Here is a 16149-nt window from a genome sequence, read left to right as displayed (position 1 = left end):
TAAAAAAACTGCCACCACTCACCTCAAAAGTGGACAAAACATGCCCTTAATCACTAATTCTTAATCTCTAAATCTCTAAATCTTTAAAAGGAAAGCGTACGTGCCAACGGAGCGAAGGGAGAGGAATCATTCTGAAAGTCGCCTTGTAAGGATTTATCCTTACCGCGACTGCAAGAAGATTCCCCTCCCGTAGCGTCTCCCAGCACACGCAAACCATCGCCAACTCAAGAGTGTATTTTCCACTCCCACCATCTAATGAAAGGAGCACCATCATGTCCAACAACATCATTTTAGAAATGAAAAATATCACCAAAACATTCCCCGGTGTAAAAGCATTGGAAAATGTAAATCTACAAGTCAAACAAGGTGAAATCCATGCCCTGTGCGGTGAAAATGGCGCTGGTAAATCAACGCTAATGAAAGTACTCAGTGGCGTGTACGGATATGGAACCTACGAAGGCGATATTATTTTCCAAGGCAAAACCTGTGAATTTCGCGATATCAAGCAAAGTGAAGAACTAGGGATCGTTATTATTCATCAAGAACTCGCCTTAATTCCTTATCTGTCGATTGCTGAAAATATCTTTCTCGGTAATGAACGTAAAAAAGGCGGCATTATCGACTGGAATGAGACACTTCAACGCACCCAAGAATTGCTGACCAAAGTCGGCTTAAACGAATCACCGAATACATTAATCACTAATATTGGAGTCGGTAAACAGCAATTGGTTGAGATCGCCAAAGCCTTATCCAAAGAAGTGAAATTGCTAATTTTGGACGAACCGACAGCAGCTCTTAACGAGAACGATAGTGAAAATTTGCTGCAATTAATGCTTGAATTTAAACGTCAAGGCATCTCCTGTATTCTGATCTCTCATAAGCTCAACGAAATCTCTAAAGTGGCTGACTCCGTAACTATTTTGCGAGATGGACAGACGATTGAGACACTCGATATGCACAAAGACGAGATTACCGAAGATCGGATCATTAGCGGAATGGTAGGACGTGATCTAACCAATCGTTATCCACACCATGAATCGAAGATCGGTGAAGTCGTGCTTGAAGTGAAAGATTGGAACGTATTCCATGAGCAACATGCCGACCGTCAGATGATTCATAACGCTAACTTTAATCTACGCCGTGGTGAGATAGTAGGGATTGCTGGATTGATGGGTTCAGGTCGTACAGAGCTTGTGATGAGTATTTTCGGCAAATCGTATGGCAAAAAAATCACCGGTACATTGATTAAAAATGGTAAACCTATTACCAACAATACCGTCACACAAGCAATCGATAATGGATTTGCTTATGTAACCGAAGATCGCAAAAACTACGGTCTAATCCTAATGGACGATATCAAGCGCAATATTTCATTAACAGGGCTTGGTAAAATCACCAAAAATACAGTGGTCAATGAGCAAGAAGAAGTCATGGTTGCTGAAGATATGCGTGGACAAATGAAAATTAAAACACCAAATATTTTGCAGAAAACAGGCAATCTTAGCGGTGGGAATCAGCAGAAAGTGGTACTGGGGAAATGGATTTTTTCTGGTCCAGATATCTTGATCCTAGATGAACCGACACGTGGTATTGATGTAGGTGCCAAATACGAAATCTATACGATCATTAATCGCCTTGCAGATGAAGGCAAAACAGTATTGGTGATTTCATCCGAATTGCCAGAGATTTTAGGCATCTGTGATCGCATTTATGTGATGAATGCAGGACGGATTACTGGTGAAGTGAGCCGTGAAGAAGCCACTCAGGAAAAACTAATGACGTATATGACACGCAGTTCTTCTTAGTCGTATGGCTCTGCACTAAAACGTTACATTCAATCTATTTAACAAACGAAAGGGGTTAGCATAACGTATGTCTACATTAACCAAGCCAGAGGGAAAAAAAGAATCGACACTTGGCAAAATGTTTAAAGGAAATATTCGTCAGTACGGCATGATTATCGCATTACTATTTATCATGCTGTTGTTTGAAGTTTTAACAGGAGGTTTGCTACTTAAACCAATTAATATTACTAACCTGATTTTGCAAAATAGTTACATACTGGTACTCGCGATCGGGATGGTACTTGTTATTATTACAGGTCATATTGACTTGTCTGTTGGATCGATCGCAGCATTTGTGGGTGCTGTATCTGCAATCTTTATGGTGCAATGGCAGATGAATCCAATCGTAGCTGTTATTCTATCTATCGTAATCGGTGGATTGATTGGAGCATGGCAAGGATTCTGGGTGGCTTATGTCCGAATACCCGCCTTTATTGTGACCCTCGCAGGGATGTTATTATTCCGTGGATTAACGATGATCGTATTGGAAGGTCAATCGATCTCGCCATTCCCGAATGGTTTCCAGAAGATCAGTTCAGGCTTTATCCCTGACTTTTCTAATATGGCAACTAATATTGTAGCTGTTCTTGCCGGGATTGCATTATCTATTCTGTATATTATTACAGAACTACGTAACCGTGCAGCACAGCGTCGATATAACTTTGATACAGGATCACAAGCCCTCTTTTTCACCAAAATGGTTCTAGTGGTCGCTGTAATTAACGCATTTACGATTGTACTTGCAAGCTATGCAGGGATTCCAACGATTCTTGTATTGTTATTCTTGCTTATTATTATCTACTCCTTCGTGATGAACAAAACGGTTATGGGTCGTCATGTATATGCAATCGGTGGTAATGAAAAAGCAGCTGGATTATCCGGTGTCAAAACGAAAAAAGTAACATTCTGGGTATTTGTGAATATGGGCGTATTGGCTGCTGTATCTGGCTTGATCTTCGCAGCTCGTCTCAATGCAGCAACACCAAGAGCAGGAACAAACTTTGAGCTAGATGCCATTGCAGCTTGTTTTATCGGTGGTGCTTCCGCTTCAGGTGGTATCGGAACGGTATTCGGAGCAATTATCGGTGGTCTAGTTATGGGAGTACTGAATAACGGTATGTCTCTTGTAGGACTGGGTATCGACTGGCAACAAGGCATCAAAGGTCTAGTATTACTACTTGCAGTTGCTTTCGATATTTATAACAAAAACAAAGGAACATCTTCAGTATAAGAAAATGTTTTCGATAAAATAAGATCTGAATACGATGATTACCTTAGAAAAAATAAATTTTTCATACTATAATAATGCTAAAAACCGTCAGGACAATACGTTCTGGCGGTTTTTATTGGTGTTCACCCGAAAAATGAGACACCTAATACGAAATATGAAGCATTACCGATCTGACATCAGCAGGATATAATTAATTTAATAAATGTAATCGCTTACATAAAAGCAAAAAGAATGATACAGGCTGTTCACCAAATGGAGGATAAGACACAACAGCGATACAGACATCGACAGAGAACGCAAAGGAGGATTTATGTATGGACACAGATCTCAAAAGAGAATCCAAAGCCACTCGAAAAACTAAAGATAAAATTACCACTTCACCGACCAAACGCTGGTTTCGCCGATTGTATACACAGCGACACTTGCAGGTGATGGCATTACTTGGTGTGGTATGGATGTTGATTTTTAACTATATCCCTATGTACGGTATTATTATCGCGTTCAAAGAATTTAATATTGTTGAAAGTATTGCTGATGCACCGTGGGTCGGATGGGAACATTTCAAAGCATTTATGGATGATGAAAATCTACCCGATGTAATTCGAAATACACTCGGAATCAGCTTAATCAAGCTATTTATCGGTTTCCCACTGCCTATTATTTTTGCTCTGTTTCTCAATGAATTACGTTCAGTACGTTTCAAAAAAGCAGTTCAAACTATTTCGTATCTACCGCATTTTCTATCATGGGTTATTCTTGGCGGTATTTTGACTACATGGTTAGCTGATGTCGGTATTATCAATAATGTCCTAATGGCACTTCATCTAATCAAAGAACCGATCTCTTACTTAGCCGAACCGCAATACTTCTGGACAATCGTGATCACTTCAGATATTTGGAAAGAACTGGGCTGGTCAGCAATTATCTACCTAGCAGCCATGGCAGGTGTATCTCCAGAAATGTATGAAGCCGCTACAATTGATGGCGCAGGACGCTTCCAGAAAATGTGGTACATCACTTTGCCAGGTATCCAAGCGACGATTGCTATTCTATTCATACTAGCTGTCAGTGGCGTACTGAATTCTAACTTTGACCAAATTCTCGTCTTACGTAACTCGCTCAACGAAAGCGCTAGTAACGTTATCGATATCTATGTCTATCAAACTGGTCTACTATCTGGACGCTTCTCCTACTCAACAGCGATCGGTCTTATCAAATCGATTATCGCCTTGATTCTACTTGTAATTGCCAATCAGGTGACGAAGAAACTAAACAACACTTCACTCTTTTAAAAGGGTGAGAGGCAGGAAAGATTAGTTAGTTTAACTGCCTTCACTGCTGCAATGATTTAGCTATGAGTTTTTAAGTTGCTAATCCCCTAACCTAAGCTTTTGCAAGAAGCATAATTTTTTGATCTAACGAATTTGATCTATTGCCTTTAAATTCTTGTATTTAATCTCTAATCACTAATCCCTAAAATTCTTTAAAAGAAAGTGCGCCTGAAAGACCCCTCACTCTAATGATGAAGGAGAATGATGATGATTAGTATGAAAGCAGATCGTAAAACGCGTGGTGAAGCGGTTTTTGATACATTGAATACAGTGTTGATGGTGTTGATTTGTTTTGTCACGCTGTATCCGATCTGGTATGTGTTAGTGAATGCATTGAATGAAGGAACCGATGCCATGCGTGGTGGCATTTACTGGTGGCCACGGATCTTTAGTCTTGAAAGTTTCAAAGCTGTATTCCAAAGTCCCGGTATTATGCAAGCGATGTGGATTACTGTCGCCAAAACATTGATTGGTACAGCAATTCATGTGTTTTTCACAGCAATGGTGGCATACGCTTTGTCTCGAAAAGGATTGATTGGAGGCAAAATTTATATCTGGATCGGAACCATTACTTTATTTTTTAGCGGTGGATTGATTCCTACGTTTTTGTTAATGAAAGATCTACAGTTGTTAGATAATTTTCTGGTCTATATTATTCCAGCGATGTTTAGCTTTTTCGATCTTATTATCTTTATGACCTTTTTCCGTGAAATTCCAGAAGGATTGGAAGAAGCTGCACGGATCGATGGTGCGAACGATTGGTCGATCTTTTTACGGGTCGTGTTACCTGTATCCATGCCTGTTATTGCAACGATCGCTTTGTTTCATGGAGTATTCCAATGGAATGACTATTTCACAGGGATGATCTATATGAATGATACTAATCTGCAACCCATTCAGACGTATCTGTACCGTGTGGTAGCCGAATCCAGTTCGAACCAGATGCTAGCGGCTGTACCGGGAGGGATTACGCGTTCAGTCACTTCACAGTCGATTAAGCTGGCGACCATGGTAGTAACAACGATGCCAATCGTATTCGTTTATCCATTTTTACAAAAATATTTTGTTAAAGGGATGATGATTGGCTCGATCAAAGGTTGAGTTCACTTGTATACCAAGTAAACAACTCCATCTGCAATCCCATATTTTGTATTCACTGTATGAAGCATAAATAGTACATTCTAAAAAAAGAAAAGGGGTATATCTCGGATGAAAGAAAATACAAATCATCGCAAATGGTACAAACCGGCACTGATGTTAACCCTAGCGAGCATGATGATGTTCACTACAGCTTGTTCCTACTTTGGTGGCGGAAGTAAAAGTGCATCGGAACAAAGCAATACACCGGTCAAAGCCGCTTCAGCCAACGAACCGGGCTGGAAAGTAGATACATCACCAATAACATTTGATTGGTATATGAACTTCTCCTGGTACACAGGAAGTGACTGGGGAACCGATCCTACCAGCCAATATGTAACCAAGAAAACAGGAGTAAGCTTGAAATTTATCGTGCCTGCGGGTAATGAAAATGAAAAGCTGAATACAATGATTGCTTCTGGTAAATTGCCTGACTTTATTACATTGGGTTGGGGTGAAGATGCTGTTAAAAAAATGATCGAAGGTAAATTGGTATTGCCACTCAATGAGTTAGCAGACCAGTATGATCCATACTTCTACAAAGTAACCGATCCAGCCAAATTAGCATGGTATACACAGCCAGATGGTAATGTGTATGGTTATCCGAATGCGTCTTCTTCTCCGGCGGATTTTGCGAAATACGGCAAAAACTATCTATCAAATCAAGTGTTTGTCGTACGTAAAGATATGTATGAAGCACTTGGTAAGCCAGATATGCGTACACCAGAAGGCTTTTTGAAAGCGCTCAATATGGCAAAAGAAAAGTTCCCAGAAGTGAATGGACAGCCACTGATTCCACTAGGCTTACATGAGTTTACCGAAAATGGTAATTACTCATTAGAAGGATATTTGCAGAATTTCTTAGCGATCCCTATGGAAAAAGACGGCAAGTTGTATGATCGTACCACCGATCCTGAATATTTACGCTGGCTCAAAACATTCCGTCAAGCGAATCAAGATGGATTACTATCCAAAGATATCTTTATCGACAAACGTTCTCAAATGGAAGAAAAAATTGCGCAAGGGCGTTACTTTGCAATGTTGTATCAACGTAGTGATTTCAATACACAACAAAATGCATTATATGCCAAAGATCCAAATTCAGTCTATATTGCAGTCGATGGACCTTCTGATTCCAAATTAGATCAACCAATTTTATCAGGGCCTGTTATCTCAGGATGGACAGTAACCCTAATCTCCAAAAATGTAAAAGATAAAGCCCGTGCTATCCGTTTCCTTGAATACATGATCAGTGAAGAAGGACAGAAAGATTTGTATTTAGGTGAAAAAGGAGTCACATACGATACAGTCGATGGCAAAGATCAATTTAAGCCTGAAGTGCTGAAATCACTAAATACCGATCGTTCGGAATTTGATACCAAATATGGTGCTTCTCATAAATACTGGATGCAAATGAATACGAATATTACAGATCAATGGAAACCGGAAAGTGTAGCTCCATTCAAACAAATGGAAGACTGGACAAAAGGCAAAACGGTCAGTTCCTCTGAATTCGATCAATTGAATCCAACCGGTAATTCACCTGAAGGAATTATCAATACCAAAATCTCGCAACTGTGGGGTAAAACATTACCTAAATTACTATTGGCTTCTTCAGACAGTGAATTTGACCAGTTGTTTAATGAGTATCTAAGCAAACGTGAAGCAGATGGATTAGCGAAAGTTCAAGCGTATCAACAAACCGAATATGAGAAAAATAAAGCTAAACTAGAAGCGCAGTAACTTATATTTCCAACATGAACAGCGAATAGAATTATAAACCAAGGGACTTGAGCAGAGCATCTTCTGTGAAAGTCCCTTTTTCTACACAATTTTCCAGTCAATTCGGGTACAATAGAATACATAGTTTAACCGCTTACATTTTTTGATAAAGAGACATATTTTTGGAGCTCAATGGATAGGGAGGAATAGCTTACGTTTCGTCAGATGCTACAGCCTTTTTTGCGCTGGATCAATAATCTTTCTTTGCAGAGTCGATTAATCGGCACATATATTATTGTCATTTTATTACCGACTACAGCGGTATCCCTTTATTTCTATAATCAAGTGAATGAGACCTATATTCAAGATACACGGCTCAAAAGTATAGATGCATTGCAAAATGAAAAGCAAGTATTGCTTACACAGATTGAGACGATGGAACGGGCAGCACAATTAGCGTTATCCGATCAGGAAGTGATTCAATATCTGGCAAGTAATCATGATACACCTACCGCTGAATTGATCGAATTTAATAACAGTTCGTATGCTAATCTAGCACAGATTGGGATCAATAATCCGTCTATTTTGCATCTGCGATTGTATAGCGATAATGATCATACGTATGAAATGTGGCCGATTTTTTTTAAAGAGAAAAGGATCTGGGATGAGCCGTGGTATAAGCTGGCTCGAACACTCGGAGATCGAGAAGGTTGGTATGTACAACGCCAGAATTTGTTACCCCGTTCGACTCGCTTTATGGTGCCTGAACTGGACCCACCTAAAGTCTCTCTTTTACGAGAAATTCAAGTCCCAAAAGGGCATCATGCCGGTATTGTACAGATTGATATGTTGTTAGCTAATTTTGCTCCACGTACATTTGGTGCATTACAAGAAGATGAATCGCAAATGTTATTACTGGATGCAGGTGGCGGGTATATTCCTCCTTCGAGTAAAGATCAGCAATATACCTTTCCTTTACAACAATGGTTAACAGCTAATCATACAGAGCAGAATGAGACTCGTTCTTATCAAGCCGATGCGGCAGCTATAGAAGATCAGGAATTATCTTCGATACGGTATACGTACCAAGGAACCGCTTATTTAGCCACATCAACTAGCATTGATCGGTTGGGGGCTCAGTTGGTGCATATTGTATCGTTAGAAAAAGTATTGCAAGACACAAGACGTGCACGTAACGGAATTGTCCTCCTTAATATCGGATTTATTTTGCTGGTATCTCTGATTACGTATCTAGCTAATACCTTTATTCTCAAAAATCTGCGTTTATTAACAGCAGCGATGAAAAAGGTACGTCGTGGCGAATTGCATCATGGAGTGGAAGTAGATGGCGGCGGAGAGATTGGCGAATTAGCCTACCATTTCAATCGAATGACTCTCACAATCAATGAATTAATCGCGCAAGCTGTCAGTAAGCAAGCCTTAATGAAAGAAGCAGAGTTACGCACATTGTACAGTCAGATTGATGCTCATTTTTTGTACAATACGCTTGAAAATATCAAAATGTTAGCTGAAATTGAAGATCAACGCCAAATCTCAGATGCGTTAACCTCTCTTGGTGGTATGATGCGCTATAACTTCAAATGGTCAGGTGAATACGTGAAATTGAGTGAAGAAGTACGGCATATTCGCAATTATATCGAAGTGATGAATATACGATTTGAAGAACCGGTACGATTGGAATTAAATATTCCAGAACCCTTATTAGAACTGGAAATCTTAAAGATGTCGTTACAACCATTAGTCGAAAATGCATTCAAACATGCATGGAATGAAGAAGAGGATATGGAACGTTGCTTATTGATCGAAGTCGCTGCCACACCTGATCGAGTCATTACAGTGATTGTTCAAGATAATGGTAGTGGCATGGATGCTCCACAATTAGAAGCGTTGCAACAATGGATCTATGTTCCAGATGAACCGGACCATCATCATATTAGCAACAGTTATCCAACCAATGCGCCCAAAGAACAGCAATCACGCAAAGGCGGAATTGGTCTTCGCAATGTTCAGAGACGACTGGCTTTATTTTATGGAGAAGATTATGGATTACAGATTACAAGTACGATAGGGGAAGGGACAAGAGTCACTTTACGATTTCCCAAAGTACTGCTGACAGGAGGAGAATCATAATATGATACAGCTATTAATCGTAGATGACGAACGGAATATTAGACAAGGACTACAAGTGATGATTGAACGGGAGTTCCCTAACCACTATGAGTGTATTCATGCCCGTCAGGGTCAAGAAGCATTGGATAAAGTGATGCAGATGTCTATTGATATTGTGATTACTGATATTCGGATGCCTGTTATGGATGGTGTGCAATTTTTGGAACAAATGCGTGGTCTGGATAGATCGATTGTAGCGACTCAACCGTATGTTATTGTACTGAGTGGATATGATGATTTTGAGTATGCCAAAGCCGCTATTCGGTATCAGGTTAGCGAATATTTACTGAAGCCGATTCGGCGTGAAGACTTATTTGATGCGTTGCACCGACTGGAAGAAGAGTTAGAGAAGCGTGATCTAGTGTCTCTTCGTCTGGCTGAAGTGGAACAGTATCATTTGCAAAAAGATCAAGAACGATTACAACGTCTGTTGTACACCTCTGAAAATGATCTAACTCTTCTTTCTGAAGTAGCAGAGGGGCTTGTATTACCAGAGCATTATCTTGTATGTGTATTTCAGTATAAAAATAAAGAAGGTACCTCTATTTCTCGAGAGGAGCTAGGTGTACTGGTCAGTCGATTGTGCTCCAGTTCATCCATTCAGTATGTTGCCCAGTTATATGATCGTGAAGATCGCTTAGTCTGGATGATTCCAACCACTGAAGTACATGCGTTAGAACAATTGGCTGAACTTGCCGCGCAACGGGAAGTGGAAGGATTATTGATCGGTGTAAGTAAACAAGGCAGTCTATTGCAACATATTCCTCATTATTATGATCAAGCCTGTCAGGCACTTAATTATGGATTTCTTCATCCCGGTGTTTATTTGATCCGTTATTCATTGATTCAGCAGACTTTTTCGACATGGAGTGTTCCTGAAGAAGAGATCCGTTTGTTAGGTAATACGCTGGGGAGTGATCGTGATCCAGAGATTGAGCAACGACTGTACCAGATTTTTCGGATTCATGAACTTATCTATCTTCCTTTAGCTTATATTGAACAAGTAGCTCAGCAGATCAATGAGCAAGTCTTAGATGAGATTTTCCGACATTATGGAGAAGCTTCAGTTGAAGTATTGCGTCTTTATCGGCGTGTAGGCAACCTGAATCATTATCGTTACTTTCAGGATTATTTTCACGATTTGGAAAATGTATTGATCTGTCTGGATGATTATATCCGGCAATTACGTTTAATCCATACTCAACCTCAACATCTCAAAGAAGCCGTCCAATTTATTCATGCGCATTATGATCGTCCACTAAATATGGCGATTGTAAGCAATCATGTGTCGCTGAATTATTCTTATTTTAGTGAAGCATTCAAAGCTTATACCGGAGAAAGCTTTGTCGTTTATCTGAAAAAAGTACGTATTGCCAAAGCAAAATTGTTGCTGATCGAGAGCTCTTGTCGATTAAACGAAATCAGTCAACAGGTCGGATTCGAGAGCAGTCGACACTTCTCCAAAGTATTCCGTGAGCTCGAAGGAATCACGCCTCAAGAATATCGATCAAAGATGAATTTGCGTTCATTGATCTAATTTAGAAAGCCGATAATAAAAAATAATTGCATATGCAAGAAATAGATTCCTTTTCATTAAAGTTTGCAGTAAAATAATGAAGCGAGAACCGATTAGATTGCGGAATATGAAGTAGGTATTGGAGGTTTTACGGTTGCCCAAGCGTGCAAATTGGAGTATTCGCACCAAAATTATTTCTGGGTATGTTGTGATTATTTTATGCGTAGGCGTTGTGTTATTGATGATGTCTGGACGTGTGAATCAATTAGAACAGGAAAATAGATATATAAATGATCATGATCTGGAAGTTCATAACTTAACCAATCTGATCGAAAAGCATGTGCTTGATATGGAGACAGGACAGCGCGGCTTTGCTTTGACTGGTGATGATAGTTATCTTGATCCCTACAATAATGGGGTTCTGCAATGGGAATCTGATTATAACAAGTTAGTCACTCTAGTGGAAGATAACGAATTGCAACGTAGCAATTTGACAACGATCAAGTCAGGTATAGAGAAATGGATTGAAGATGCTGGCGATCCTGTTCTACAGATGAGACGTAATAACGATGAAGCTGGAATTACGCAATTTTTCAAAGTCGATCCGGGTAAGCAACAGATTGATCGATTACGTAGTGAGTTAGAAGCTTTTCGAGTCACTGAAAAAGCACTCACAGATGCACGTATTGAAAGTATTGCTGCTAGCAATCAACGTTTATTTGTAGCGATGGTGACCTTGTGGATTGTAGTTGCGATTGTATCGTTGATAACAGCATGGGTGATTGCTCGCCAGATTGTACGAACATTACGCGATGTCACCGATACGATTCATGATATTGGTGAAGGTGGCGATCTGAACAAACGGATCACTATTCGTACCCGTGATGAGATTGCAGAACTGGGTACAGCGACCAATCAATTATTGGATCATGTCCAGCATGAGAATTGGATCAAAGACCAGATTGCGATTGCATCAACTCGTTTTCAAGAATCTGATCGTATAGAATCGCTATCTTCTGCATTACTAACCAAAATGAATAAATGGTTTGATGCTTCATATGGAGTGGTCTATTATGATAGCGAAAATGAAGAAGAAGGCTGGGTCAAAACAGCTTCATTTGCCGCACATCATACAGATATTGAATTAGGTGCAGCTTATATTACAGAAGGCGAAGGATTAGCAGGGCAATGTATTGTTGAGAAAAGAATGTTAACGTACAGTCCGCTTCCTAAAGGTTATGTTCAGATTAATTCAGGTCTGGGTAGTACCGAAGCCAAAGCTTTAGTAGCGGCTCCGATTATGTTTGAAGGTAAAGTACTAGCAGTTGTTGAAATTGCTTTTATCGAGCCAATGACGATCGAACAATCCGATTTATTTGAACATTTACTCAATATTTTTGCAGTAACGATGAATTCATTATTGATTCGTAAAAAGATTGAGCAGATGTATCATGATTCTCAGAATATGAACTATGAACTACAAGTTCAATCAGAAGAATTACAAGTCCAATCCGAAGAACTTCAGACCCAAGCAGATGAACTGCATATGCAGACTGAAGAATTACAGATGCTGAATGAACGTTTGGAACAAGGTAAGATGGCTGCGGAAAGCACAGCGATTGAACTGGATAAATATGCACAACAGCTACAAGTGAGCTCACGGTACAAATCAGAATTCCTGGCAAATATGTCTCATGAATTACGTACACCGCTTAATAGTATGCTAATTCTTTCACAAATTCTGTCTGAAAATAGCGCGAATACGTTAACAGAGAAAGAGCAAGAATATGCTTCGATTATTCATCATTCAGGTAAAGACTTGCTTAATCTGATCAACGATATTCTTGATCTATCCAAAGTGGAAGCCGGTAAAATGCATATTGAGATCGATCCAGTCAGCACCCAAGCGATTCCTGAACAAATGGAGCGTTATTTCAAAGAAGGTGCGGCATTACGTGATCTTTACTTCGATATTGATGTGAAAGATAATGTGCCTGATCTGATCTACTCCGATGATATGCGTCTACAGCAAGTGCTTCGTAACTTATTATCCAATGCTTTCAAATTTACTGAAGTGGGCGGTGTCACGTTAACGATTGAGAAGTTAGATCGTGTACAGACGCAGGAATATCAATCCGATCAACCAATGATTGCTTTTGTTGTTCGTGATACAGGTATAGGCATTTCACCTGAAAATAGTCGCTTAATCTTTGAAGCCTTTAGACAAGCTGATGGAGCTACCGCTCGCAAATATGGTGGTACAGGATTAGGATTGTCGATTTCCTCACAATTGGCTCATTTGTTAGGCGGAGAGATTACATTGGAAAGTCAGGTGGGTGAAGGTAGTACCTTTACGTTCTATATTCCTTGTTTGGAGTCGGATCCTAATGATGAGAGTGAATTGTTTACAGTAGCAGAGCCGATCAGTCACACCGTCTTTTTTGAAAAAGAGTCGCTGAATGTTATGGATACTGATTCGGATCTCAATCTACCGATTCAGTCAGCACGTCTAGCTGCATCGTATGCTGAAACAGACCGCTTAGCTTTGCACGATAATGAAAATACGATTAACCTGATTCCAAATGATCTCAATACAGAACAATATGAAGGTCTAGATGGTAAGAAAATTCTAATCGTTGATGATGATATTCGGAATGTGTATGCTTTAACAAGTCTGTTAGAGCGTCATAGTGTTAATATCCTGATTTCCCAAAATGGTCGAGATGCTCTGGAAATTTTGCATATGACACAGGATATAGATCTCATTCTGATGGATATTATGATGCCACAATTAGATGGGTATGAGACGATGCGTACGATTCGTAATCTGTATGGATATGCGCAGGTGCCGATTATTGTACTCACTGCCAAAGCAATGAAAGAAGATCGTGAAAAAGCAATTCAAGCCGGAGCTTCAGATTACATGAGTAAGCCACTGGAAATGCAACAAGTATTGCTTCGTATCGAGCATTGGCTAGGCAAAACGCAGAATGATTATTTTACAACATAAATAGAATCCAAAAAGATACTTTCCAAAAGGAAGGTATCTTTTTTGTGTTTGGGTCTTAATACCCTTGTCGAAAAGTGTAATCAATAGTAAATTTGAACTATTAATAATGCTAACTAACTTGATAAAAAAGGGAATTATTTCAAAAAAAGGAGTACGAATTATGAACATTTCTTCATCTACAGGCTATGCGGGAGCTAGTAATCCCGGATACAACGCATCAGCTAGCCAAGACTCGGTTAACAAACCCTCTGGATCGTTATCCAAAACAGATCATGATGTCAAAACCACAGCCTTACCAACCAGTGAAAAAAGTCTCCAAGAACAGCAATTAGAAGAAACCAAGCAATACAAAAAAGAAGATCAGCAAAAAGAATTAAAAAAACAGGAAGCTGATCAATTTTTTGAAAAGCAACAAAAGAAACAAGAAGAAATCAACAAAATGGCTTATGAGATGTTAGCCAATCAGGGGATTGCACAGATCGGCATTGATAATCAGCTAGCATTGAATAAAGACAATTATGAAGATACGGTCAAACATCTTGTTGCCAAAGGTTTTCAAATAGAAACCGATGAGCAAAAATTAACGATTAGCTCTCAACTCCATCAACTCAAGCTCGAGATTAGCAAAGAATCGTATAATCAATATGTCAAAACAGTATACGGCAAAGAAATAGCAGAAGCGTATACCGATATCGAAGATTCGCCTGCTCCTGTCTATCCAGAGAACTCGGTAGCCGAAACTAAAGCTACATCAACACCATCCGAACCAAGTCATTCATCTCCTTCACCGACAACACAGACCGAACACTCAACTTCTCAATCCACTTCATCAACTACTACCAACAGCACAGTTACACCAGATCCTGCTTCTTCCTCAGATCCAACACCTGTAACCAATAACAACAATAGTTCTACAACGGGAACCACCAACAGTTCTAATAACAGTCATTCTAGTACTTCCGCAAACGGATCGTCTGGAAGTCATACAACATCATCAGGTCCTTCATCGTCCACTAACAATGGAAATACCATTGGAGCTATTTTGCCTGGTGGATTAGTGAAATAAAATAATGTAAAAGATCTTATTCGAATAGTCATGTCGAATAAGATCTTTTTTTGTAGAACGGTTAATATTCGACAAAATTCGATTACAAATTATGGAATTTTTTAAAAATTATAGTTCAAATTACCCTTGCTAACTAAGTCGTTAAACAGTAAATTATTACTATACTAATTTGGATAAATATTACTATTATGTTTTTGGAATGGAAAGAAGATACTCGCCGCTCGCTGGTTAATAAATATCAATATGTGAAGGAGACTGCCTTATGAATATTACATCTAATGCGAGTTACTCTTCGACGGCTAGCCAGAATTCATACTACTCCTCGTCCTCTAATGATTCTACAACTAGAGCTACAGCTAGCACTGTGAAAAGCCCTGTTACTACTAATTCTGCTACAACAACAGATAACAATCGCCCGGATAAAACGCCAGCAGAGCAAAAGATAGAAAGTAACAAAGAATACAAAAAAGAATTACACCAAAAAGAAACAAAAGATAAAGAATTGGATGAACTTTTTGATAACCAACAAGAGCGTAAACAAGAAATACACAAACAAGTTCATGAAGCTTTATCCAATAATAGCTTTTACCAATTAGGTGCTCAAAACGGAATGGCACTGACTAAAGAAAATATGGACGAAACGATGAAGAATTTGTTTAACAAAGGATTCAAAGTGGATTCCACTGAAGATAAAATGACGCTGACTTCTAAAGTGCATCAGATGAAAATGGAAATTAGCAAAAATGCATATGATAAATATGTAGAAGCGGTCTACGGACAATTGAATCCTGTAGCAGACCAAGGTGCCAAACCTAAAGCAGATCCTTCTATCATTAAAACAGGTATATATGCGCCGCCTGCAACGATGGTTAAGCCCGTATTAACCACAGTAGGTAATGTTACAGGACAGACGCCAACACCAGTGCCAGCGCAGACTACACCAACACCAACGCCGGTAGTAACAACACCAACACCAGAGCCAGTAGCAACAACGCCGACACCAGCACCAGTGCAGACGACAACACCGACGCCAGAGCCGGTAGCAACAACGCCGACACCAGCACAGACGACAACACCGACGCCAGAGCCAGTAGCAACAACG

The 16149-nt window shown here is 39.6% G+C and carries 9 protein-coding genes and 1 pseudogene; all 10 read left to right on the top strand.

Annotated features, from left to right (window positions below; translation table 11 throughout):
* Nucleotides 1–272 precede the first annotated feature (272 nt).
* Nucleotides 273–1805: a multiple monosaccharide ABC transporter ATP-binding protein gene (gene mmsA, locus PTI45_RS05885; protein ID WP_069326626.1), complete on the top strand. Its 1533-nt coding sequence runs from the start codon at nt 273–275 to the stop codon at nt 1803–1805.
* Between the two features lie 67 nt (nt 1806–1872).
* Nucleotides 1873–3075 (top strand): multiple monosaccharide ABC transporter permease, encoded by a 1203-nt coding sequence (gene mmsB / locus PTI45_RS05880; protein ID WP_069326625.1) that lies wholly within the window; start codon nt 1873–1875, stop codon nt 3073–3075.
* A gap of 314 nt (nt 3076–3389) precedes the next feature.
* A complete protein-coding gene (locus PTI45_RS05875) occupies nt 3390–4367 on the top strand; it encodes an ABC transporter permease (protein ID WP_069326624.1) in 978 nt (325 codons plus the stop codon).
* Between the two features lie 255 nt (nt 4368–4622).
* Nucleotides 4623–5507, top strand: coding sequence for a carbohydrate ABC transporter permease (locus PTI45_RS05870; protein WP_425415570.1), 885 nt, complete (start codon nt 4623–4625; stop codon nt 5505–5507).
* Nucleotides 5508–5615: 108 nt separating this feature from the next.
* On the top strand, nt 5616–7286 hold the full coding sequence (locus tag PTI45_RS05865; RefSeq protein WP_069326622.1) for a type 2 periplasmic-binding domain-containing protein: 1671 nt from the start codon (nt 5616–5618) through the stop codon (nt 7284–7286).
* A gap of 204 nt (nt 7287–7490) precedes the next feature.
* Nucleotides 7491–9416, top strand: a complete 1926-nt coding sequence (locus tag PTI45_RS05860) for a sensor histidine kinase (RefSeq protein WP_069326621.1) — start codon at nt 7491–7493, stop codon at nt 9414–9416.
* Between the two features lies 1 nt (nt 9417).
* Entirely contained in the window at nt 9418–10992 is a 1575-nt protein-coding gene (locus tag PTI45_RS05855) for a response regulator (RefSeq protein WP_069326620.1), read from the top strand.
* 133 nt (nt 10993–11125) lie between these two features.
* Nucleotides 11126–13981, top strand: coding sequence for a CHASE3 domain-containing protein (locus PTI45_RS05850; RefSeq protein ID WP_069326619.1), 2856 nt, complete (start codon nt 11126–11128; stop codon nt 13979–13981).
* Nucleotides 13982–14141: 160 nt separating this feature from the next.
* On the top strand, nt 14142–15047 hold the full coding sequence (locus PTI45_RS05845; RefSeq protein ID WP_069326618.1) for a hypothetical protein: 906 nt from the start codon (nt 14142–14144) through the stop codon (nt 15045–15047).
* Nucleotides 15048–15309: 262 nt separating this feature from the next.
* Nucleotides 15310–16149, top strand: a pseudogene (locus tag PTI45_RS24070) (hypothetical protein); the annotation flags it as partial.

The organism is Paenibacillus nuruki, assembly GCF_001721045.1.
Classification (GTDB): domain Bacteria; phylum Bacillota; class Bacilli; order Paenibacillales; family Paenibacillaceae; genus Saccharibacillus; species Saccharibacillus nuruki.
Note: the sequence above shows the minus strand (reverse complement) of the source record. Positions and strands in the feature narration are given on the sequence as shown.